At 69.7% G+C, this 21374-nt stretch carries 19 protein-coding genes; 11 read left to right on the top strand and 8 right to left on the bottom strand.

The window, feature by feature from the left end; all coding sequences use genetic code 11:
- Positions 1-14: 14 nt before the first annotated feature.
- The 6 genes from ACWIFB_RS14400 to groL form a co-directional block, all read right to left on the bottom strand.
- The gene (locus ACWIFB_RS14400) at positions 15-881 is read right to left on the bottom strand and encodes an alpha/beta hydrolase family protein (protein WP_454058620.1); all 867 of its coding nucleotides are present in this window, start codon (positions 879-881) and stop codon (positions 15-17) included.
- Positions 882-987: 106 nt separating this feature from the next.
- Entirely contained in the window at positions 988-2106 is a 1119-nt protein-coding gene (locus ACWIFB_RS14395; RefSeq protein WP_452099833.1) for an alpha/beta hydrolase, read from the bottom strand.
- Between the two features lie 370 nt (positions 2107-2476).
- Positions 2477-2638, bottom strand: coding sequence for a hypothetical protein (locus ACWIFB_RS14390; protein WP_454058619.1), 162 nt, complete (start codon positions 2636-2638; stop codon positions 2477-2479).
- 117 nt (positions 2639-2755) lie between these two features.
- On the bottom strand, positions 2756-2899 hold the full coding sequence (locus tag ACWIFB_RS14385) for a hypothetical protein (RefSeq protein ID WP_452099835.1): 144 nt from the start codon (positions 2897-2899) through the stop codon (positions 2756-2758).
- Positions 2900-3352: 453 nt separating this feature from the next.
- Positions 3353-3505, bottom strand: coding sequence for a hypothetical protein (locus ACWIFB_RS14380; RefSeq protein WP_452099836.1), 153 nt, complete (start codon positions 3503-3505; stop codon positions 3353-3355).
- A 426-nt stretch (positions 3506-3931) separates the two neighbouring features.
- Entirely contained in the window at positions 3932-5554 is a 1623-nt protein-coding gene (gene groL / locus ACWIFB_RS14375) for a chaperonin GroEL (protein WP_452099837.1), read from the bottom strand.
- A 254-nt stretch (positions 5555-5808) separates the two neighbouring features.
- On the opposite strand from groL, the gene ACWIFB_RS14370 reads away from it, so the two are divergent.
- From ACWIFB_RS14370 to ACWIFB_RS14360, 3 genes are read left to right on the top strand one after another with little or no spacing between them, the layout of a single operon-like run.
- Complete coding sequence (locus tag ACWIFB_RS14370; protein ID WP_452099838.1) at positions 5809-6354, top strand: SRPBCC family protein; 546 nt, start codon at positions 5809-5811, stop codon at positions 6352-6354.
- 52 nt (positions 6355-6406) lie between these two features.
- Positions 6407-6880 carry an SRPBCC family protein gene (locus ACWIFB_RS14365; protein WP_344993834.1) on the top strand — a complete coding sequence of 158 codons (474 nt, stop codon included), beginning with the start codon at positions 6407-6409 and terminating at the stop codon, positions 6878-6880.
- A 7-nt stretch (positions 6881-6887) separates the two neighbouring features.
- Positions 6888-7610, top strand: coding sequence for a hypothetical protein (locus ACWIFB_RS14360; RefSeq protein WP_454058618.1), 723 nt, complete (start codon positions 6888-6890; stop codon positions 7608-7610).
- 68 nt (positions 7611-7678) lie between these two features.
- Here the strand turns inward: ACWIFB_RS14360 and ACWIFB_RS14355 are convergent, their stop codons facing one another.
- The gene (locus tag ACWIFB_RS14355) at positions 7679-8365 is read right to left on the bottom strand and encodes a hypothetical protein (RefSeq protein ID WP_454058617.1); all 687 of its coding nucleotides are present in this window, start codon (positions 8363-8365) and stop codon (positions 7679-7681) included.
- 81 nt (positions 8366-8446) lie between these two features.
- Between ACWIFB_RS14355 and ACWIFB_RS14350 the strand changes: the two genes are divergently transcribed.
- The 3 genes from ACWIFB_RS14350 to ACWIFB_RS14340 all read left to right on the top strand — a co-directional run bounded on the left by ACWIFB_RS14350 (position 8447) and on the right by ACWIFB_RS14340 (position 13732).
- A complete protein-coding gene (locus tag ACWIFB_RS14350; RefSeq protein WP_454058616.1) occupies positions 8447-9910 on the top strand; it encodes a M20/M25/M40 family metallo-hydrolase in 1464 nt (487 codons plus the stop codon).
- Between the two features lie 130 nt (positions 9911-10040).
- The gene (locus tag ACWIFB_RS14345) at positions 10041-11267 is read left to right on the top strand and encodes an alpha/beta hydrolase (RefSeq protein ID WP_454058615.1); all 1227 of its coding nucleotides are present in this window, start codon (positions 10041-10043) and stop codon (positions 11265-11267) included.
- Between the two features lie 101 nt (positions 11268-11368).
- Positions 11369-13732 (top strand): AAA family ATPase, encoded by a 2364-nt coding sequence (locus ACWIFB_RS14340; protein WP_454058614.1) that lies wholly within the window; start codon positions 11369-11371, stop codon positions 13730-13732.
- A 2-nt stretch (positions 13733-13734) separates the two neighbouring features.
- Here ACWIFB_RS14340 and zapE read toward each other — a convergent pair whose 3' ends face one another.
- Positions 13735-14718, bottom strand: coding sequence for a cell division protein ZapE (gene zapE, locus ACWIFB_RS14335; RefSeq protein WP_452099844.1), 984 nt, complete (start codon positions 14716-14718; stop codon positions 13735-13737).
- Positions 14719-14763: 45 nt separating this feature from the next.
- On the opposite strand from zapE, the gene ACWIFB_RS14330 reads away from it, so the two are divergent.
- From ACWIFB_RS14330 to ACWIFB_RS14310, 5 genes are all read left to right on the top strand, one after another.
- Positions 14764-15258 carry a TetR/AcrR family transcriptional regulator gene (locus ACWIFB_RS14330; RefSeq protein WP_452099845.1) on the top strand — a complete coding sequence of 165 codons (495 nt, stop codon included), beginning with the start codon at positions 14764-14766 and terminating at the stop codon, positions 15256-15258.
- A 175-nt stretch (positions 15259-15433) separates the two neighbouring features.
- The gene (locus tag ACWIFB_RS14325; protein ID WP_452099846.1) at positions 15434-16015 is read left to right on the top strand and encodes a hypothetical protein; all 582 of its coding nucleotides are present in this window, start codon (positions 15434-15436) and stop codon (positions 16013-16015) included.
- Positions 16016-16120: 105 nt separating this feature from the next.
- The gene (locus ACWIFB_RS14320; RefSeq protein WP_454058613.1) at positions 16121-19165 is read left to right on the top strand and encodes a Na+/H+ antiporter subunit A; all 3045 of its coding nucleotides are present in this window, start codon (positions 16121-16123) and stop codon (positions 19163-19165) included.
- On the top strand, positions 19162-19752 hold the full coding sequence (locus tag ACWIFB_RS14315) for a Na(+)/H(+) antiporter subunit C (protein ID WP_452099848.1): 591 nt from the start codon (positions 19162-19164) through the stop codon (positions 19750-19752). The genes ACWIFB_RS14320 and ACWIFB_RS14315 overlap by 4 nt, the downstream gene beginning before the upstream one ends.
- Complete coding sequence (locus tag ACWIFB_RS14310) at positions 19752-21374, top strand: Na+/H+ antiporter subunit D (protein ID WP_452099849.1); 1623 nt, start codon at positions 19752-19754, stop codon at positions 21372-21374. The genes ACWIFB_RS14315 and ACWIFB_RS14310 overlap by 1 nt, the downstream gene beginning before the upstream one ends.

Genomic DNA, 21374 nt, shown 5'->3' with positions numbered 1-21374 from the left:
CCCGCGGGCACCGTCTACGCGGTGGTGACCTCACGGTCGATCCACGCCAGGACCCGCGCGACGATCTCGTCGGGGCGGCGCGCCCACGTGTTGTGGCCGAGTGGCTGCGGCTCCGACTCGAGCGTCGTGCGCGCTGCCGGTAGCAAAGCGAGCAGGTTGCGGGCGGCGCTTTCCGGGGCGAGGGGGTCGTCGGCGATCACGACCGCCAGCGCCGGGACGGTGACGCGGGCGAGGCCGTCGATGTAGTCCAGGTCGGCGCGCGCCGGCTGCATGACGCCGGTGGCGGCGAGGCGGGCCCAGTCGCGCACCCGGTCCGCAGGGACGCGGCCGGTGGCACCGAAGAACTGGCCGGGCACGTGGCCGGCCACACGGCCGACGATCGGCATGACGATCGACCCCAGGCGCAGCTTGCGGCCGAACTCGCGGGGATAGCCGCGATGGAACGGGGACTGTGCGGCCACGGCGATCAGCCCCACGACGCGGGGGTCCCGGCGGGCGAGGTGGTAGACGCCGATCTGGGCGCCCATGCTATGTCCGAGGAGCACGACCGGGCGGGGGCCGAGCTCGCGCTGCATGGCCTCCACCGCGAGCGGGACGTCCTCGCCAGCACTCTCGTGGTAGCCGGCGGCGCCGCCGCTGCGGCCGATGCGGTGGGTGCTCTCGCCCTGACCGCGCAGCTCCGTGATGGCCACGTCCACGCCGGCGTCGGCGAGGGCTCGGGCAAGCGGGAGGTAGTACCGGGCGCCGACGGCGATGCCGGGCAGCACCAGGACTGCGGGGCGGTTCTCGTCTCGCCGGGCCGCGGGGACGATCAGCAGTGGACTGGTGCTGCCGTCGGGGTGCGACAGCTCGACCCGCTGCGGGCCTTCGGTCTTGGTCATGCGTACAGAATGCCGGACTGGCCTGAACGTGAAAGAACCCCGCCCCACCCGAAGCGGGTGAGACGGGGTCCTTGCGAGCTGCGCGGTGCGCTGCGGCGTCAGCCGATCAGATCTCGCCCCAGCGAGCGCCCATGGCGTTGGCCATCATGGGCCAGGACTGCGCGAGGTCGTCCTCCCAGTAGCCCCACGAGTGCGTGCCGTTGGGCGCGAAGTCGAAGTGGGCCGGGATCCCCAGCTCGCCGAAGCGGCGGGCCAGGTTAGCGGTGCAGTACTGGGTGGCCGCCTCGATGATGCCGCCGACGACGGCCTGGTTGGCCAGGGCGACGCCGTTGCCCTTCAGGCGCCAGTTCTCGAGGTTCTCGTGCGGCCCGGGCAGGCCGTTGCCGGTCGAGATGAACATGGCGGGCAGGGTGCCGTTGTCGCGCTGCTCCTCGAAGCGCCAGGCGCCCCAGACCGGATCGTTGTCGAACCAGCTGTTGGTCCCCGCGACAGGCTCGCCCGGGAACGGGCCCCACATGTTGTTCAGGTCTGCCCCGCCGCGCATGCCGGTGACGATGTTGATGAACTCGTGGCCGATCGGCGTGGAGGTCTCGGCACAACCCGAGTACGAGCCGATGGCCTGGAACTTGCCCGGGTGCTTCTGCGCGATCGTCAGGACCGAGGTGGCGGTCATCGAGATGGCGGCGAGGCCACGCTTGCGCCCCTCGTAGTTGCCGCCGTACGCGCCCTCGAAGAGGTTCGGGAGCTCCTCGGCGAGGTACGTCTCGAACCTCATCGGGTGGGTGTCGCTGGCGTAGCGGGTCTGGACGTTGGGGTCCGGCTTCTGCCAGTCGGTGTAGTACGAGAAGGCGCCACCGATCGGGGTGACGGTCCAGGCGTCCTTGTCACCCATGAACTGCTTGACGTTGGACTGCGCCTGCCAGGTGGCGGAGTCCTCGCCGCCGCCGGCGCCGTTGACGAGGTACAGCACCGGAGCGCCCGCGTTACCGTCGCGGGGACGCTGGACGATGTTCGGCACTTCCTGCTGCATGGCGTCCGACCACACCGAGACGATCAGACGTCCGTCCGCCAGCTCGGTCTCGACGACCTTGTTGCCGGCCGTGGCCTTGGTGTAGTTGATGGTTCCACCCTGGGCCTGTGCCGTGCCCGTGGCGACGACGGGGACCATGGCGGCCGCGAGGGCCGCGGTCGCGACCTTCGTGCCGAACCGCTTGACTGAACGCATATTTTCGACGCCTTACTTCTCGATGTTCACAGACCCGTGCCGACTCTTAGCAAAGAGTTAACCCGTTTCCCACTGGTCACACAAGCCCCACAGGCCACTCCAACTGGATTCGGAGGACCTCACGGAACTGTAGTTCTTGCCCGCAGTGGCGACCACGAGGGTCCCATAGCCGTGATGGCCGAGGAAAACCGTGGAGCCTCTGCGCGGCTCACGTCATCAGTATCGACGAACGACGTGCGCTCGTTACATTTATTAGCAGATCCCCATACACCGCGTCGGGGCTGCAGGTCGGAGGCACAGCGACATGTCCATCAAATGCGGTGAGGGCGCCGGGATGATCCCGACGCCCTCACCCACTGACCGGGTCAGCTCACTTCATGAAGCCGCCGGCGAGAGCCTCCTGGAAGCCCTCACCGGTGAAGTAGCCGGCAGCCTTGACGAACTTGTCGACGTTGCCGAGCAGATCGCTGAGGATGCCGAAGGTGCCGTCCTTGCCGATGACGCCGCCGAGCGAACCGAGTTCGATGCCCATATTGTTCTCCTTGAAGTACGTGGCCCGGAGCGTTCCGGGGCCGATGCTTGGGGGGGTGACTGCTATACGCCGCAGCCGGGGCGGACTCTGCGAATCAGCTTCGGAAGAACCCGAAGATCACGCAGCGGCGTCGGAGACCTCGAGGCTGCCGAGCACGGTGTCGAAGCTGTCGCCCGCGAGCGAGCCGGCGAAACCGGTGACACCGTCGAGGATGTTCTTGATGCCGCCGATGAGCGAGCTGATCGCACTGAAGTCAGGCATGTGTATCTCCCTTTATCGTTTCGCCCCGGTCCCCGGGGCCGCGTCAAGCCCCTGCTTTCGGGACCTTGGCCAGAATAGTCTGAGCGAATCCAGAGTCAATTGTGATCCCCGTCTCGCTGCTGGCTCGAGATAACAATACATTCTCCCGCGGGGAAATGTGACCTAAACCACCGCTTTAATCAAGTTCTCAGGTGGCCGCCTAGCTGCGGCGATGCACTGAGTGCAACGAAGTCAGGAAAGGCTAACCTTGCATGTAGCGGGGCGCGAGGCCGGGCGGGTTCGCGCCGTTCATCGTTAGTCCCCCAACAATTAATGTTAAACGTTCTCTTAACAAAGCACTTTGGGGGCCTTTTGGAGCTTGGCGGCGACCGGGGCCTCGCGCTCCCGTGCACTGAAAAATAGACGAGGGCCACACCCCGAATTTCGAGATGTGGCCATGTCGCCAGCGTCAGGTCACCGCATGAACCCTCCGGCCAGTGCCTCCTCGAAGTCTCCGCCCGTGAAGTACTCGAGCCCGGAGAACAGGTCTCCGAACCCTCCGAGGAAATCCGTCAGGAGGCCGAGCGCGCCGCTGACGCCCGCCAGGGATCCGAATTCGAGATTCATCGTGTATCGCTCCTGTGTCGTTGTGGCCCAGAGTGGGTGATCGTCGTCAGTTCGCGCTGATGCTGGACAGGGCGTCTACGAAGTCACCGACTCCGCCCTCCCCTGCGAGTGAACCCGTGAAGAACGTCAAGGCTCCGAGAATGTCCGTCACTCCTCCGATGAGGTCTGACAATTGACCGAAGTTCGGCATGGGGTCTCCGTTCACAGTGGGTTGATCAGCGCCGGTCCTCGGCGCCTGACCACGACGCTATCGACCCCGACCCAGCGCCTCCAGGGTCGCAACGAACATGTAACACCAGGTCATAGCCCTTTTACACAGGATCGTTCAGATGACGTTCCCGTGACAAAATGGCCTGTGGCCCCGTACCGGATCTCCGGTACGGGGCCACAGGGCTATCGCTCTAGCGAGCGCGCGTCAGGGCTGGATCAGAAGCCCATGCCGCCCATCTCGTCGCCACCCGGCATCGCCGGCGCGGCGGGCTCCGGCTTGTCGGCCACGACGGCCTCGGTGGTGAGGAACAGCGCGGCGATCGACGCGGCGTTCTGCAGCGCCGAGCGGGTCACCTTGACCGGGTCGTTGATGCCGGCCTCAAGGAGGTCCTGGTACTCGCCGGTGGCGGCGTTGAGCCCCTCGGAGCCCGGCAGGTTACGGACCTTCTCGGCCACGACGCCCGGCTCGAGGCCGGCGTTGAGGGCGATCTGCTTGAGCGGGGCGCTCAGCGCGAACTTGACGATGTTCGCACCGGTGGCCTCCTCGGCCTGCAGCGACAGCCCCTCGATCGCGGCCTCGGACTTCACCAGGGCGACGCCACCGCCGGCGACGATGCCCTCCTCGACGGCAGCCTTCGCGTTGCGGACGGCGTCCTCGATGCGGTGCTTGCGCTCCTTGAGCTCGACCTCGGTGGCCGCGCCCGCCTTGATGACGGCCACGCCGCCGGCGAGCTTGGCGAGGCGCTCCTGCAGCTTCTCGCGGTCGTAGTCCGAGTCGGAGTTCTCGATCTCGGCGCGGATCTGGTTGACCCGGCCCTCGATCTGGCCCTGGTCGCCCGCACCCTCGACGATGGTGGTCTCGTCCTTGGTCACGACGACCTTGCGGGCCTTACCCAGCATGGAGACGTCGGCGGTCTCGAGCGAGAGGCCGACCTCCTCGGAGATGACCTGGCCACCGGTGAGGATGGCGATGTCCTGCAGCATGGCCTTGCGGCGGTCGCCGAAGCCCGGGGCCTTGACGGCGACGGACTTGAAGGTGCCACGGATCTTGTTGACGACCAGGGTCGACAGGGCCTCGCCCTCGACGTCCTCAGCGATGATCAGCAGCGACTTGTTCTCGCCGATGACCTTCTCGAGCAGCGGGAGCAGGTCCTTGACGGTGGAGACCTTGCCCGAGACCAGCAGGACGTACGGATCCTCCATGACCGCCTCCTGGCGCTCCGGATCCGTCATGAAGTACTGCGAGATGTAGCCCTTGTCGAAGCGCATACCCTCGGTGAGCTCGAGGTCCAGGCCGAAGGTCTGCGACTCCTCGACCGTGATCACGCCCTCCTTGCCGACCTTGTCCATGGCCTGGGCGATGAGCTCGCCGATGGCCGGGTCAGCGGCGGAGATGCCGGCGGTCGCGGCGATCTGCTCCTTGGTCTCGATCTCCTTGGCGGAGTCGATCAGGTGAGCGGTGACGGCCTCGACGGCCTTCTCGATGCCGCGCTTGATGCCCATGGGGTTGGCACCGGCGGCGACGTTGCGCAGGCCCTCGCGCACGAGCGCCTGGGCGAGAACGGTGGCGGTGGTGGTGCCGTCGCCAGCGACGTCGTCGGTCTTCTTGGCGACCTCCTTGACGAGCTCGGCACCGATCTTCTCGTAGGCGTCCTCGAGCTCGATCTCCTTGGCGATGGAGACACCGTCGTTGGTGATCGTGGGGGCGCCCCACTTCTTCTCCAGCACGACGTTGCGGCCCTTGGGGCCGAGGGTGACCTTGACGGCGTCGGCGAGCTGATTGAGACCGCTCTCCAGGCCGCGCCGGGCCTCTTCGTCGAACGCGATCATCTTTGCCATGGGGTGAATCATCCTCCGGGTATGGGGTGACACGCGTGTGGTCACATCGGTGCCCGCGACGGACGGCGCGGACCGTGTCGGATCCGCCCCTCACCTTGCGACCTTCTCGTTCAGGTATTGCTGGCACTCAGGGTAACCGAGTGCCAATCGCTTTTCTAGCACTCGCCCCCATCGAGTGCAAAGGCTCCGGGCAGGTGTTCGCGACCGGCGAACGACCGCCACCGCGGCCGGCACTGCCCTACCATCGAGACGCCGTGACCCAGACCCCGATGGAGGGCCCGATGTCCACCGACCACACCCCCGCCCCCGAGACCGGGACGCCGCGCGGGCGATCGATCGAGATCGACGCCCCTCCGGCCCGGGTGTGGGAGCTCGTCTCCGAGGTCCGCAACGCCCCGCGGTGGAGCACCCAGGCGCGCAAGGTCCTGGCCACCTCCGGGCCGACGGCCCTCGGGACCCGCTCGTTCAACATCAACCGGCAGGGACCGGTCTTCTGGCCCACCACCAGCCGCGTCGTCGACTTCCAGCCCGAGCGCCGCTTCGCCAACCGCACCGGCGGACACGGCACGCAGTGGATCTTCGAGCTCGAGCCCACCCCGTCCGGCGGCACCCGCCTCACCGAGCGCAGCGAGCCGCCCGCCGCCCTGGTGGCCGCGGTGCGCAAGCTCACCAGCGCACTGCCCGGGGGCCGTGGCGGAACACGCGGCTCGTCGTCGTCATCATCATCAACGCCGTCGTCGCCGTCGTCGTCCTCCTCCGGCTCCCTCCGTCGCATCAAGGCCCTGGCCGAACAGTCCTGACCCCGGCGCACACTGCCGGCCCACCTCCCCCGAACCACCAGGAAGGCACCACATGACCACCGCGAACACCCCTGCCGGCATCGAGAGTTCCATCGAGATCGACGCCCCGCCGGCGCGCGTCTGGGAGGTTATCTCCGACGTCCGCAACGCGCCCCAGTGGAGTAGTCAGGCCGTCAAGGTCCTCACCCCGGGCGGACGCACCACCAAGGGGACCTGGGCGCTGAACATCAACAAGCGCGGACCGGTGTTCTGGCCCACCACCAGCCGCGTGGTGGAGTTCGAGCCCGGTCGTAGGTTCGCCAACCGCATCTCCGAGAACACCACGATCTGGGTCTTCGAGCTCGAGCCCACCGCCAACGGCGGCACCCGCCTGACCGAGCGGCGTGAGGTCCCCGAGGGCCTGACGTTCATCTCGAAGTTCCTCACCGACAAGCTCTTCGGCGGGCAGCCGTCGTTCACCTCGGAGATGGGCGAGGGCGTCTCGCTCTCCCTCCAGCGCATCAAGACGCTCGTCGAACAGGGCTGAGAACCCGATGGTCCGGGCTGCTGCGGCCGCCGTCGTCGCCGGCTGCCTGGTGGCGTCACTGACGAGCTGCGCCCTGCTCTCCCGCGAGTCCGACGGGTCGGACACGCCGGACCGTGAGCAGCCCGGACCGACGCTGGCCGAAGGTCCGCCGCCGCCCGACTGGAAGGACGTCCGCAGCACGTCCGGACTGATCTACTCCGTGCCGCCGGAATGGGAGGTCGGCGACCCCTACGGCGACACCGGGTCCGGCCCGGACGCCGGTAGCGACTGGGGGTCGGGCTACGTCACCGTCGCCAACGCGATCGCGGACCCCGGCTACTGCCCGCTGGCGGGGATGAGCTTCCGGGTCCTGTCCGGCGTCAGCCAGACGGCCTTGCCCGGCGACGCCCGCGAGCAGGCGGAGTCGGCGTCGCGCGCGATGGCCGATTCGATCGACCGGCGCTTCACCCAGGCCGGGGCCGAGGTGCCCGTGCCCGAGGCGCGCAGCATCGGGGTGTCCGGGGTGCCGGCCTGGTACGTCTCGCTCCGGGGCGAGGTCCGCCCGCCGCGCAACATCTGCACCCCGCCCACGATCCGGTTCGACACCATCGCGGTGTCCACCCGGACGCCGGACGGCGGGGACGCCTCGCTCGTCTTTGTGCTCATGGCCGACGAGGGCGAGCCCGGCACCGTGCCCAGCGAGACGATCGACGCCGTGGTGGCGTCCCTACGGTTCGAGAACTCGGTCTAGGACCCGCCCGGGCCACGCGGGCCGGGGCCAGATCGAGCCGGCCGACCCCGCTCCGCCCGGCCTGAGGGTCAGGCCGCGGTGGCCCCGCCGGCACCACCGAAGAACGCGGGCCAGTCGATGTCGCAGCGCGCCCAGGCCCACCCCGCGTCCGCCGCGGTGCCCAGGTCGTGTGAGGTGAGGGTGCGCCGCCGGACCGGGACGTCGGGTCCATCCGCGACGGAGACCTCGAACACCCCGCCCACCCGCTCGTAGAGGAACCAACGTTCGGTGTCGCCCTCCAGCTCCAGCCGATCGCCGTCCACCTCGAGCGCCTCGAGCAGCTGTCCCAGCAGCTCGCGACTGACCCACGGCAGGGTGCCGAAGGGCCGACCGCGCACCGCGTGGTCGGTGATCGCCGCACCCACCACCGTGGGGCGCCGGTGCACATCGATCTCGATACGGTCCCGCGGATCCGCGACCAGACCCAGTTCCGGCGCGGTCACCAGGAGCTGGCGGGGCGCCGCGTACCGCATGACCGCGTTCACAACGAGCGGCCGGGTCAGGACCTCGGGGCGGATGACGACGCCCACGCCCTCGATGACCGGCCGGGCCGACAGCGCCCCGGTCTCGCCGATCGCATCCGCCGCCGGGAAGCGCGCACAGATCTCGTCGCGCAGCCCTTCCAGATCGGCCCGCACGTGATCGGGAAGCGCATCCACACTGTCGACGTCACGAAGCTCCGCCTCAGCGGGAGTGACCACAATCACATAGCTCATAGTTCACCACCATACTTCACTCTCCGTTCACTTTGAGTTCACCTGCCGTCGTGTGTCGTATAGCGCCACTATCCTGACCCCATGGCCGACTCCCCCGCGTTCACCGATCCCCACCCCGACCTCGCCCCGCTGGCCGCCGCGGTCACCGCGCAGATGGATCGGGCGCGTGCCGACCTGTCCGCGCTCGTGGCGCTGCCGTCGGTGCACGAGGCGGAGCCGGACGCGTGCGCCGAGGCCTGCGAGCTGGTCCGGGAGATGCTCGGCGAACTACCGGTGCCGGGGCTCGGTCCGGACGCGGTCGAGGTCGTCGAGACCTCGGACGGCTCCAGGGCCGTGTTCGCCCACCGCCCCGCGGCGCCCGGCCGCCCCACGGTGCTGCTGTACAGCCATTACGACGTGCAGCCCGCGGGCGATCCGGCGGCGTGGACCAGTTCGCCGTGGGAACTGACCGAGCGCGGCGGCCGCTGGTACGGCCGCGGGGCCGCCGACTGTAAGGGCAACCTGGTCGTGCACCTCACCGCGCTGCGAGCCCTTGCCGCCTCGGGCTCGGGAGCGGAAGGGGACGACGAGGCGGCCGCGCCCGGCCCCACCGACACCGGTCCGGATCCGCTCGACGGCCTGGGCATCCGCCTCGTGGTGGAGGGCTCCGAGGAGACCGGCGGCGGCGGGCTCGACGACCTGGTGGCCGAGCGGCCCGACCTCGTGGAGGCGGACGCCATCCTGATCGTCGACTCGGGCAACGTGGCGGCGGGCGTGCCGACGCTCACCACCAGTCTGCGCGGCATCGCGAACATCGTTGTCGTCGTCGACACGATGGAGGCCGGGGTCCACTCCGGACAGTTCGGCGGCGCAGCACCCGACGCCCTCGCGGCGCTGGTCTCGATCCTGGCCTCGCTGCGCGATCCCGCCACCGGCGCCACCACCATCGACGGCCTGGACTTCACCGGCGAGTGGGACGGGCAGGCCTACCCGGAGGAGACGTTCCGCGACGACGCCGGCGTGCTCGACGGGGTGGAGTTGTCCTCGGCGGCGCCCGTCGCGGACCTGGTGTGGTCGCGGCCCACGGCGACGGTCCTGGGGATCGACTGCCCGCCGGTCGAGGGGGCCATCGCCGCGGTCCAGCCCCGTGCCCGCGCCCTGGTGAACCTGCGCGTCCCGCCGGGCATGGACCCGGTCGAGGCGCAGCGCACGCTCGTCGAGCACATCGAGCGGCGGCGACCGTGGAACGCGCGGGTTACCGTGGAGACCGAGGCCGTGGGGCATCCGTTCCGCTCGGTCGCGGCCGGGGGGACCGACCCGGTGCACGAGCTGCTCTCGGAGTGCCTCGCAAAGGCGTACGGGTCGGGTGAGGTCGCCGAGATCGGTTCCGGCGGTTCGATTCCGCTGTGCACGGCGCTGCAGCAGGCGCACCCGGAGGCGAGCATCGCGCTGTTCGGCGTCGAGGACCCGGCCGCCGCGATCCACTCCCCCGACGAGAGCGTCGATCCGCGCGAGATCGAACGAATCGCGCTCGCCGAGGCGGCGTTCCTCCAGCGCTACCGGTGAGCCCGCCTGCGCTGTCGGCGGCCTGCACCCGCAAACCTGCAGGTGCGAACGCAGTAACGGTGTGATGAGATGTGGCGATAGTGACTAATGGGGCGGCAACGCCCGCTGCCGCCGACCGTCAGGAGCTGCCATGTCCGTCCCGAGTGCAGAGAACACCGGTGCCGATCAGCGCACCACCGCGAGCCGCATCCCGCTCATGCGTCGCGCCGGCCGCGCGCTGATCGCCACCGCCGCCGCCACCGCGCTGGCGGCCGGCCTCACACCGTCGATCGCGAACGCGCAGGAGGTCGGCACCCTCAGTCCGGAGTCGGTCGCCAATGACGCCCTCGGGACGATCTCCCCGGAGAGCCTGAGCCAGATCCTCTACCTCGGCAACCTGCCCGGCTCCTCGGGCTCGTCGATGATGGGCATCGCCAACACGCTCGGCTTCTCGCCCAACATGTTCGCCGGCCCGCCGCCGCCGTCGCCGCAGCCCAACCCGAACATCACCGAGACGAAGATCGTCGGTGAGCCTGTGGTGGACGGCCGCTACGAGCGGTGGCTCATCGACTCCGGGGACATGAAGCGCGGCATCACGGTCGAGGTCTACCGCGCCGCCAACCCGGGCGCGCCGTTCCTCTACCTGCTCGACGGCGTCGGATCCGAGCTGCCCAGCGGCTTCATGCAGTGGGGCGCGAAGGAGCAGTTCGCGAACGAGAACGTCAACCTCGTCATCCCGACCGGCGGCCAGGGCTCCATGTGGTCGGACTGGAACCAGCAGGACCCCGTGCTGGGCATCAGCAAGTGGGAGAAGTTCATCACCGGCGACCTGCCGCGGCTGCTCGAGCCGCGCATCAGCACCAACACCAACCGCGCGATCGGCGGCATCTCCATGGGCGCGGGAGCGGCCGTGACCATGGCGACCCGCCATCCGGACCTCTACAAGGGCGTGTTCGGCGTCTCCGGCTGCTACTCCACCGACGCGCTGGGCCAGATCCTGACCCGCTTCACCGTCGAGAGCCGCGGCGCGACGCTGAACAACATGTGGGGTGAGCCCGGCAACGAGCAGTGGGTCGCCCACGACGCGATGATCAATGCCGATAAGCTGCGCGGCAAGGCCATCTACATGTCCTCGGGCACCGGCGTGGCGAACCCGGGCGACTGGGCCGCGTACAACAACGACGCCGCCAACTTCGTCGCCGGAATGGCGCTCGAGCAGGCCACGGGCCAGTGCACCCACGCCGCCGACCGGCGCCTGGCCGACCTGGGCATCCCCGCGGACATCGACCATCTGCCCACCGGCATGCACAACTGGTCGTACTACTCCAAGCAGATCCCCGTCGCCTGGAACTCGATCAAGCACTCGGTGGGCGCATGATCACCGCCCCGGTGCACTGACACCACGGGCCAAACGGCCCACCTCGTTCGCCCCTGACGGCGGCCCGCCCTGACCGGCGGGCCGCCGTTAGGCTTCTATGCGTGAACCCGCGCCCGGATCTGGACCTGACCCTGCGTCTGACGGCCTCGGCCGCCGACGCCCGCCGCGGAATCGTGCGGGCGCACCCGGAGGTGATTCTCGCTCTCGGCATGCGCGAGTGGGACGCCATCGAGATCGTCGGCGCGCGCACCACCGGCGCGGTCGTGGCGGCGGCCGCCGCCGGCTCGCCGAGCGGGGTGCTGGTCGTGGACGAGGTCGTGGCCGCGAACTGCGGACTTGGCGAGGACGCGCGCGTGACCGTGCGGGCCGCGCAGGTCACGGGCGCGCAGAGCATCGAGGTGCAGGGGCTGCCGCCGGCGGGCCGGGGCGTGGCCGAGCGGGTGCTGCGTTCGGCGTTGCTGGGCAAGGTGGTGCGCGTGGGCGATTCCGTCACGCTGCTCCCCCGCGACCTGGGCCCCGACTTCCCCACCGCCGACACCACCCGCACCCTGCGCAACTCCATGGGCGCGCAGTGGAGCACCGAGCTGCTCACCGTAACCGCGACCGTCCCGGACGGGGTCGTGTCGGTACAGCCCACCACCGCGGTGATCGAGGCGGGCGGCCCCGGTGCCGCGCCGGCCCTGGGAGCCCGGCCCGGTTCGACGACGACGACCCCCACCCCGCACTCGTCCACCGGCGGTGCGGCGCCAATGAACTCCCGGCCCTCGGGTTCTCCCGGTGGGTCGGCTTCCGGCCGTGCAACGTCACCCGGGGGCTCCTCCACACCCGGCGGCGGCTCGGAGGCCATCGCCGCCGTCGCCCGCGAGGACCTCGTGGGCGTCGCGGACCAGGCCGAGGTCCTCGCACAGTGGCTGTCACTCGCCCTGGACCGCGCCGAGTTGCTGCGCTCGCTCGGCACCTCACCTCACCTCGGGGTGCTGGTCGCGGGCCCGCCCGGGGTGGGCAAGGCGACGATGGTCCGGTCGGTCACCGGCGACCGCCGTCTCGAGGTGATCGACGGCCCGTCCATCGGCGCGATCGACCCCGCCGCGCGTCTGGAGGCGGTCCGTGCCGCCGCCGAGCGGACCCGCGAGAACGGCGGCGTACTGCTGGTCACGGACATCGACGCGCTCCTGCCCGCCGAGACCGAGCCGGTGTCGACGCTGATCCTGGACCGGCTGCGGTCGGTCGTGGCGCACCCGGGTTCCGTGCTGGTGGCCACGTGTGTCCGGCCCGAGGAGGCCGACGCCCGACTGCGCGAGCCCGAGATCTGCGACCGGGTCCTGGATCTACCGCTGCCCGACGCCGCGGACCGCGCAGCGCTGCTCGAGGTGATGCTGCGGGACGTGCCCGCCGGCGAACTCGACCTGACCGCCGTCGCCGAGAGAACCCCCGGCTACGTGGCCGGCGACCTGCGCGCCCTCACCCGGGAGGCAGCACTGCGCGCGGCCGCCCGGGCCACGGAATCCCCCGCCACGGACCCTGATTCCGCGGACCCTGATTCGACGGCCTCCGCGGCCACCACCGCGGTCGACGCGCGGCTGGAGCAGGAGGACCTGACCGGCGCGGTCAGCGTGATCCGTCCGCTGTCCCGGTCGGGCACCGAGGAGCTGAGCCTGGGCTCGATCACCCTTGACGACGTGGGCGACATGGAGGAGGTGCGGCAGGCCCTCACCGAGACGGTGCTGTGGCCGCTGCAGCACCGGGACTCGTTCGAGCGCCTCGGCGTGCAGCCGCCCAAGGGCGTGCTGCTGTACGGGCCTCCCGGCTGCGGTAAGACCTTTGTCGTCCGGGCTCTGGCGGCGAGCGGGCGCCTGACGGTGCACATGGTGAAGGGCGCCGAGCTCATGGACAAGTGGGTGGGCTCGTCGGAGAAGGCGGTACGCGACCTGTTCCGCAAGGCCCGCGATTCCGCCCCGTCGCTGGTGTTCCTCGACGAGATCGACGCGCTGGCCCCGCGCCGCGGCCAGACCGGCGACTCCGGGGTCGGCGACCGCGTGGTCGCGGCCCTGCTCACCGAGCTCGACGGCGCGGAGCCGCTCGACGACGTGGTGATCCTCGGTGCGACCAACCGCCCCGAGCTCATCGACCCCGCCCTGCTGCGGCCCGGGCGGCTCGAGCGCCTGGTGTTCGTGCCGCCGCCGGACGCCGAGGCCCGCGCCGACATCCTCCGCGCGGCCGGCCGGAACGTCCCACTCGCGGAGGACGTGGATCTGGCCCGGGTGGCCGAGGAGCTCGACGGCTACTCCGCGGCCGACTGCGCCGCACTGCTGCGCGAGTCCGCGCTCACCGCGATGCGCCGCGACATCGACGCGGCCGAGGTCACCGCCGAGGACGTGGCCCGCGCACGGGACGCGGTCAAACCCTCACTCGACCCGGGCCAGGTCGAGAACCTGCGGCAGTATGCCGACCGGCGGGAGAGCTGACCCTACGGCGCGGAGTCGTGGCCGGGCGGGGCCTCTCCGTGAGCCGGGGTCTGATCGTGAGCTGTGCCGAGGCTGGAAAGACGACTGACGGTTCGATCGACGTCCAACGGTGGGAACGCCGACGAGCGGAGGTCATCGGGCACTCCGGGGGAATGGATGGTCAGTGGAACGTCCCGGTCGTAGGCGACGTCCACGAGGTTGGCCAACCGCTGCCCCGGTTCACGACCGACTTCTGCGGGATGGGGGACGTCGTGGAGGACGAGAGGTTCCCGGCCCGCGAGAAGCACCAGGTAATCACTTGTCGACCACGGGCTCTCGCACAATGCGGTGAACGTCGTCTCGATGGCGCGCGTCCCGACCGGGCGGGGTAGGACCGGCAGCGCTCGGCCGCCCAGGACGAGCGATCCGTTCGCCTGCCCGTGCGAGACGAGGGACAACCACTTGCCGGAGGCGAACCCGCCTTCCCGCCCGGTGGCGCCGGCGCGGTGGTCGACCCCCTCATCGAGGTCGATCACGTCGAAATGTGACCGGATCCGCGCGATGACGGGCTGGGCAGCGTCGTGGAGCAGGGGGTTGGGAAGAAGCCCCTCCGGCACGTAGTTCGAGGTGGCGACCACCCGCACCCGGCGGGAGTCCCACCAGGCCAGGGCGCGATGCAGGTAGATCGCGTCGGCGACATCGTGGACGTGGAACTCGTCGAAGAACACGGCGCCGGCCTTCCCTGTCAGCGTCTTCACCGTGGCGTCCAGATCCCTTCCCTGCCGAGGAAGTTCGTCGTGGACCGCCCGGAAGAACTCCGCACAATGCCATCTCACCGAGCGCCTCGTCGCCCGATGCACCGCGTCGAGCAAGGTCGTCTTGCCGGTTCCCGGCGGGCCGAAGACGTAGACGTTGTCCCGCCCGCTCATCGAGTCCTGCACCTCGCGCTGACGTGTGGAGAGTCGGACTGAATCCAGCGGTCGCGCATCGGTCGGCGTCTTCCACATGCCCCGACTCTATATTGCTAGAGGGTCAATGGATAGGGTGCGGGCATGACCAATCGCCCCTCGCGACGAGACCAGATCTGCCGGGCTGCGATCACGCTCGCCTCCCGCGGAGGCAGCCACGCCCTCACCCACCAGGCGATCGACCGAGAGCTCGGCATCGCAAAAGGGTCGACCTCGTACTACTACCGAACCCGCGCGAACCTGATCACCGCCGTATCCGAGTACCTCACCGCGCAGTCACGAGCGGTCTTCCATGACCTTCTGGACAGCCACGCCGACGCCGATCCAGCGGCGGTGATCGATACGTACCTCGCCGATCTCGCCGCCACGCGGCGGGATCATGTTCGCGCGCGGCTGGCTCTGGCGCTGGACGCCGACTGCGCGGCCGAACAGCGGCGCGAACTGGCCGAATGCCTCTTCTCCAGAGAGGCCGCCATCGAGCTGATGCGATCGCGGTCCCATCCGGATCCCGCATCCGGCGCGTCCGAGCTGCTCGACCGCCTCGAGGGTCGGATCCTGCGAACCCTCGTGCTCCACTGATCTACGGCGGTCCGTGGTCCTTGCCGGTCCGGCCCGGGCGCGGCTAGAGTGCGGGCCATGCGGAATCTACTCGTAGTAATCGGACGTAACGGGGTCTGACAGACCGGCATCCCCGTTGCGTGGTTGCTCGTCCTCCGTCGGTCGCCGCACCGACGTCGAGAGACACGAGAGAACCATGAACGCCTCCGCACACCCGTACCCCCGGACCACCGCGTCCGTCGCCGCACCGGCCGGTGCGCGAAGTCCCTTCACCGAGCGTTATCGTCGTCGTCTCCCTCGGGGGTTCGCGGACGAGGCGGCCGGCATGGACTGGCGGACGATGGTCGACACCTTCGCCCCCTCCTCCGACCACTTCCACCTGGCCGACTTCTCCCGCCGCCCGCTCGGGCGCGGGATCACCGCTTACGAGGCGATCCTGGCCACGCGGGGCCCGGAGGACGCGCCCGGTGACTTCACCACCCGCCGCCTGACCACCTCCTCGTGCGGGGACCTCACGGCGATGTCCGAGATGCTGGGCCGCGTCGGTGCGCGCGTCGAGATCGAGCGGTTCCACCAGTACGAGGGCCACCGCCACGAGGGCACCACCTTCGCCGGCAACACGTCGTGGTGCACCATCCTGCGCGCCACCTGCGGGCGCCGCGAGGCGTGGGCGATGGGCTTCGGCCAGAGCTCGTCCGAGGCGTCGATCGCGGCTCTACTCAACGCGGCCACCAGGCTTCACCTGCGCGGACGACCAGCACGAAACACTGTTCTGTAAAGTAGCCACAGAAACCACGCCCCGGTCGACCACCGGCTACCCGTCCCTGAAAGGCGGGTCCGTCCACATGTCGTCGTCCGATCGACGCAAGGAGAGGAGCCGCCGGTGATCGTGATTCTCGCGGCCCACGCCGTGGCCGCCCTGATCGCGATCCCCTTGGTGTTGCGGCTCGGACGCCGAGCGTTCCCGCTACTGGCCCTGGTGCCCGCCCTCAGCACGGTGTGGGTGGCGGCCAACCTGGACACTACTCCCACGGAGACCCTCCAATGGGCTCCCGCCATCCATCTCGCGCTCGACCTGCGGATGGACGCGCTATCAGCGTTGATGGCGCTCATCGCGCTCGGCGTCGGCGCCCTCGTGCTCTTCTACTGCACCTGGTATTTCGATGATTCCGAGCCCCGCCTGCACCTCTTCGCGGCGGAGATGGTGGCCTTCGCCGGCGTCATGTTCGGCCTCGTGGTGGCCGACAACCTGATCCTGCTCTACATCTTCTGGGAGATCACCTCCGTCCTGAGCTTCCTGCTGGTCGGCCACTACGCGGAGCGTGCATCGTCCCGCCGGGCAGCCGCCCAGGCACTGCTGGTCACCACGCTCGGCGGGCTGGCGATGCTCGTCGGCATGATCATCCTGGCCCAGGAGACCGGGTCGTACCTGCTCAGCGACATCGTGGCCTCGCCGCCTTCCGGCGCACTCGTGCACTGGGCGTTGGGACTGGTGATCGTGGGCGCGACCAGCAAGTCCGCCATCGCGCCGCTGCATTTCTGGCTCCCGGGCGCCATGACCGCACCGACCCCGGTCAGTGCCTACCTGCACTCCGCGGCGATGGTCAAGGCCGGCGTCTTCCTGGTCGCCGCCATGAGCCCGGGCCTGTCGGGCTCGTCCACGTGGCAGTTGCCGCTCGTCGGCCTGGGCCTGGTCTCCCTGCTCATGGCGGGCTGGCGGGCGCTCCGCGAGAGCGACCTCAAACTGGTGCTGGCCTTCGGCACCGTCTCCCAGCTGGGCTTCCTACTGACCCTGGTGGGTATCGGCTCGCGCGACACCATGCTCGCCGGGCTGACGATGCTGCTGGCGCACTCGCTGTTCAAATCGGCGCTGTTCATGTCCGTCGGCGTGATCGACAAGACCACCGGGACCCGCGAGATCCGCGAACTGTCCGGGCTCGGCCGCAAGCGCCCCGCCCTCGCGGTGTTCTTCACCCTCGCCGCCGCGTCGATGGCCGGCCTGCCGCCGTTCCTCGGGTTCGTCGGCAAGGAGGCCGCGTTCGCCACCGTCCTCGACGAGGGCCGGCTGCACGGCATGCCGTCGCTCGTCGTCACCGCCGGCCTCGTGGTGGGCTCCATCCTCACGTTCTCCTACACGGCCCGCCTGGTCATGGGCGCGTTCCGCACCAAGCGGATCTTCGACGGCAAGGCCAGCCCCGCGGTCGCCGAGTCGCGGCCGGCCGGAGTGTTCTTCCTGTCGGTGCCCGCGGTTCTCGCCACGGCCGGCCTGGTGCTGGGCCTGTGGTCCGCCCCCGTCGAGTCGCTGCTCTCCCGCTTCGTCGACACGGCGTTCCCGCCCGGCAGTCCCTGGGCCGCCGGGGAGACCTACCACCTGGGCCTGTGGCACGGCATCGGCATCCCGCTGGCGCTGACGTTCGTCGTCTACGTGCTGGGCATGATGCTCTACGTCGCCCAGCGGACCGTCGAGCGCCTGAAGTTCCAGTCGCCCGCCCTCGGTAACGCCGACCGCATCTACGACGCGGTCCTGCGCTTCTTCGACGTGCTCTCCCTGCGCCTGACCGGCTCCACCCAGCGCGGCTCGCTCCCGCTGACCCTCGGGATCATCCTCTTCACGCTCGTGATGTTCCCGCTGGTCTCGCTCCTCGTCGGCACCCGCGAGGGGCTGCAGATGGAGCTGTCGAGCAACCCGGTCGTGCTGATCGTCATGATCCCCATGACGATCGCGGCCATCGCGGCCACCCTGCTGCGCAATCGTCTGGCGGCCGTCATCGCGATGTCCGTGACCGGCTACGGCGTGGCCGTGGTCTTCGCGTTCCACGGCGCCCCGGACCTGGCGCTGACCCAGGTCCTCGTCGAGACCCTGATGATGGTCGCGTTCGTCCTGGTCCTGCGCACCATGCCCGCCGAGGTCCCGCTGTCCAACGGTTTCCGGCGCCTGCGCGCCTGGCTCGGCATCGGCGTGGGCCTGCTGGTGATCATCGTCGGCGCATACGCCATCAACGCCCGCCAGGACCCGGCAGTGTCCACCGTCTTCGCGGACATCGCCTACCGGATCGGCAACGGCTCCAACGCCGTCAACGTCACGCTCGTCGACATCCGCGCCTGGGACACCCTGGGCGAGATCACGGTGCTGCTGGTCGCGGCCACCGGCGTGGCCAGCCTCGTCTTCCGCAACCGGCGCTACGGTTCCGGACCCCGCATCGCGGACGCCGACAAGACGCTCTCGGGTCGCCGCGGCATGGAGGCCGCCCGCATCGTCATCGAGGCGCCCGGCGCCTCCCCCGGCCGCTGGCTCGTGGGCGCCACGGTCCGCGACCCGCGTGCCCGCTCGCTGGTCCTCGAGGTCACCACCCGGCTCATCTTCCCCACGATGATGGTGCTGAGCCTGTTCTTCTTCTTCGCCGGACACAACAATCCCGGCGGCGGCTTCGCGGGTGGACTCGTGGCCGGCCTCGCGCTGGTACTGCGCTACCTCGCCGGCGGCCGCTACGAGCTCGGGGAGGCCATCCCGTTCGACGCCGGCCGCATCCTGGGCGCGGGCCTCCTGCTCGCCGCAGGCACCGCGGCGGCCTCGATGGCCTTCGGGGCGCCCCCGCTGTCCAGCGCCACGATCGAGTGGACGATGCCGGTGTTCGGCCACGTCAAGCTGGTCACGGCCCTCTTCTTCGACGCCGGCGTCTACCTCATCGTCGTGGGCCTGGTCCTGGACATCCTCCGCAGTCTCGGCGCCAGACTCGACCTCAACGAGGAGGACCTCGAGGAGCTGCGCGCCATCTACGTCGACGCCACCGATTCACCGTCCACCGCAGCCCTGCGCCGCGTCCCCGGGGTGGACTTCCCCGGGCCGCGGTCCGATCTGTCCGCCCGCCGCGCCGAGCGCTACGAGGCCGCAGAGAACCAGGGCGTCACGCCGGAGGGGATGCCATGACCGCCGACTTCGCACTCCTGCTCCTGGCCGGCATCCTCTGCGCCGCCGGGGTCTACCTGCTCCTGGAGCGGGCCATCATCAAGATCCTGTTGGGCATCATGATCATGTCCAACGGCGTCAACCTGCTGATCCTCGCCGCCGGCGGCGCCCCCGGAAACCCGCCGATCCGGGGCCGCGGCTGGGGCGACAACACGGTGGATTCCGATCCGTTGTCGCACGCGATGATCCTCACCGCGATCGTCATCACGGCCGGCGTCGGCGCGTTCATCCTCGCGCTGGCCTACCGCTCGTACCAGTTCACCACCGTGGACGAGGTCGCGGACGATGCCGAGGACGCGAAGATCGCCAAGCGGTCGCCCATGGACGCCTCGTCCGCCCCGGACCGCGACGCCTCCGACGACCCGACCACCGGCATGCCCACCGAGCTCGGTGAGCACGTCGACTACGACGACGAGGACCTCGAGGAGGCCGAAGCCGAGTACGAGGCCGAGGCCCGCGCGGAGGCCCAAGCGCGTGCGGAGGCGGACGCCCGGGTGGAAGCACTGCGAAAGAAGCTCACCAAGGACGACGAGGAGGAGAACCAGTAATGTCCGCTGATCTCTTCGGTTACCTTATCCCGTCCGTATTTCTGCTTCCGCTGCTCGCCGCGGCACTGTGCCTGGTGGTCTCGCGCCGCCCGCACGTGCAGAACATCATCACGATCACCACGCTGTTCATCCTGCTGGTGATCTCCGGTCTCCTGCTGGTGCTGACCGATCAACACGGCATGCACGTCGTCCAGGTGGGCGGGTGGGACGCACCGGTCGGGATCTCACTGGTCGCGGACCGCCTCAGCGCGCTGATGCTGTGCGTCGCGGCCGTGGTGCTGCTGACCGTCATCATCTACGCCGTCGGGCAGGGTGTCCGCGACGGCGACGGCGACCAGCCCACGTCGATCTTCCTGCCCACCTACCTCGCACTAGCGGCAGGTCTGAACGGCGCGTTCATCGCCGGCGACCTGTTCAACCTGTTCGTCGGCTTCGAGATCCTGCTCGCCGCCTCATACGTGCTCCTCACCCTGGGCGCCAGCCAGGAGCGGGTCCGCGCCGGTGTCTCCTACACCGTCGTGTCGATGGTGTCGTCGATGGTCTTCCTGCTCGGCATCGGTCTGACGTACTCGGCCGCCGGCACCCTCAACCTGGCGCAGCTGGCCACCCGGATGGCGGACGTCCCGGACGGGCTGCGGAACACCATCTTCGCCGTGTTCCTCGTGGCCTTCGGCATCAAGGCGGCCGTCTTCCCGCTGTCCACCTGGCTGCCGGACTCCTACCCCACCGCACCCGCGCCCGTCACCGCCGTGTTCGCGGGGTTGCTCACCAAGGTCGGCGTCTACGCGATCATCCGCTTCCACACCCTGGTCTTCGCGGGCGGCAGCATGGACAACGTCCTGCTCGTCGCCGGGCTGCTGACGATGGTCGTGGGCATCCTCGGCGCGATCGCCCAATCCGACATCAAACGAATACTGTCGTTCACCCTGGTCAGTCACATCGGCTACATGGTGTTCGGCGTGGCGCTGTCCACCGAGTCGGGGCTCAGCGCCGCGATCTACTACGTCGGCCATCACATCATCGTCCAGACCACGCTGTTCCTGGTCGTGGGCCTCATCGAGCGGCAGGCGGGGTCGTCCTCGCTCCGCCGCCTCGGCTCCATGGCCGTGCTCAGCCCGGTCCTAGCGGTCACGTTCCTCGTCCCGGCCTTCAACCTCGGCGGAATCCCGCCGTTCTCCGGGTTCATCGGCAAGCTCGCCGTGGTCCAGGCCGGCGCCGAGGTCGGCGGACCGCTCAACTGGATCCTCATCGGCGGCGCCATGGCGACCAGCCTGCTCACCCTCTACGTGGTGGCCCGCGTCTGGTCCAAGGCGTTCTGGCGGCCCCGCGCGGACGCCCCCGAGGGTGCCCTGGCGCTCGCCAAGCCGCTCGCACTGCTGCCGTCGGACGAGTACGTCGAGTTCGACGAGCGCGACGACGTGGGCAAGATGCCGATGAGCATGCTCGCCCCGACCGTGGCACTCATCGTGGTCTCCCTCCTGATGACCGTGTTCGCCGGCCCGCTGCTCGCCGTGACGGACCGCGCCGCGGAGAGCCTGATGGAACGCGGCGAGTACGTCTACACCGTCCCGACGGACGAGACGCCCGGCCGGTACGTCGGCAACGTGACGGGGGTGCGCTGA

Source organism: Dietzia sp. NPDC055340, assembly GCF_053645335.1.
Note: the sequence above shows the minus strand (reverse complement) of the source record. Positions and strands in the feature narration are given on the sequence as shown.

Excerpts from the sequence above, each read along its gene's own strand:
- ACWIFB_RS14350 (WP_454058616.1), top strand. The coding sequence starts at position 8,447 with ATGGCCGACTCCCCCGCGTTCACCGATCCCCACCCCGACCTCGCCCCG.
- ACWIFB_RS14385 (WP_452099835.1), bottom strand. The coding sequence starts at position 2,899 with ATGCCTGACTTCAGTGCGATCAGCTCGCTCATCGGCGGCATCAAGAAC.
- ACWIFB_RS14325 (WP_452099846.1), top strand. The coding sequence starts at position 15,434 with ATGAACGCCTCCGCACACCCGTACCCCCGGACCACCGCGTCCGTCGCC.
- zapE (WP_452099844.1), bottom strand. The coding sequence starts at position 14,718 with ATGTGGAAGACGCCGACCGATGCGCGACCGCTGGATTCAGTCCGACTC.
- ACWIFB_RS14390 (WP_454058619.1), bottom strand. The coding sequence starts at position 2,638 with ATGGGCATCGAACTCGGTTCGCTCGGCGGCGTCATCGGCAAGGACGGC.
- ACWIFB_RS14380 (WP_452099836.1), bottom strand. The coding sequence starts at position 3,505 with ATGAATCTCGAATTCGGATCCCTGGCGGGCGTCAGCGGCGCGCTCGGC.
- ACWIFB_RS14355 (WP_454058617.1), bottom strand. The coding sequence starts at position 8,365 with ATGAGCTATGTGATTGTGGTCACTCCCGCTGAGGCGGAGCTTCGTGAC.
- ACWIFB_RS14345 (WP_454058615.1), top strand. The coding sequence starts at position 10,041 with ATGTCCGTCCCGAGTGCAGAGAACACCGGTGCCGATCAGCGCACCACC.
- ACWIFB_RS14360 (WP_454058618.1), top strand. The coding sequence starts at position 6,888 with ATGGTCCGGGCTGCTGCGGCCGCCGTCGTCGCCGGCTGCCTGGTGGCG.
- ACWIFB_RS14330 (WP_452099845.1), top strand. The coding sequence starts at position 14,764 with ATGACCAATCGCCCCTCGCGACGAGACCAGATCTGCCGGGCTGCGATC.
- ACWIFB_RS14310 (WP_452099849.1), top strand. The coding sequence starts at position 19,752 with ATGTCCGCTGATCTCTTCGGTTACCTTATCCCGTCCGTATTTCTGCTT.
- ACWIFB_RS14395 (WP_452099833.1), bottom strand. The coding sequence starts at position 2,106 with ATGCGTTCAGTCAAGCGGTTCGGCACGAAGGTCGCGACCGCGGCCCTC.
- ACWIFB_RS14365 (WP_344993834.1), top strand. The coding sequence starts at position 6,407 with ATGACCACCGCGAACACCCCTGCCGGCATCGAGAGTTCCATCGAGATC.
- ACWIFB_RS14315 (WP_452099848.1), top strand. The coding sequence starts at position 19,162 with ATGACCGCCGACTTCGCACTCCTGCTCCTGGCCGGCATCCTCTGCGCC.
- groL (WP_452099837.1), bottom strand. The coding sequence starts at position 5,554 with ATGGCAAAGATGATCGCGTTCGACGAAGAGGCCCGGCGCGGCCTGGAG.
- ACWIFB_RS14400 (WP_454058620.1), bottom strand. The coding sequence starts at position 881 with ATGACCAAGACCGAAGGCCCGCAGCGGGTCGAGCTGTCGCACCCCGAC.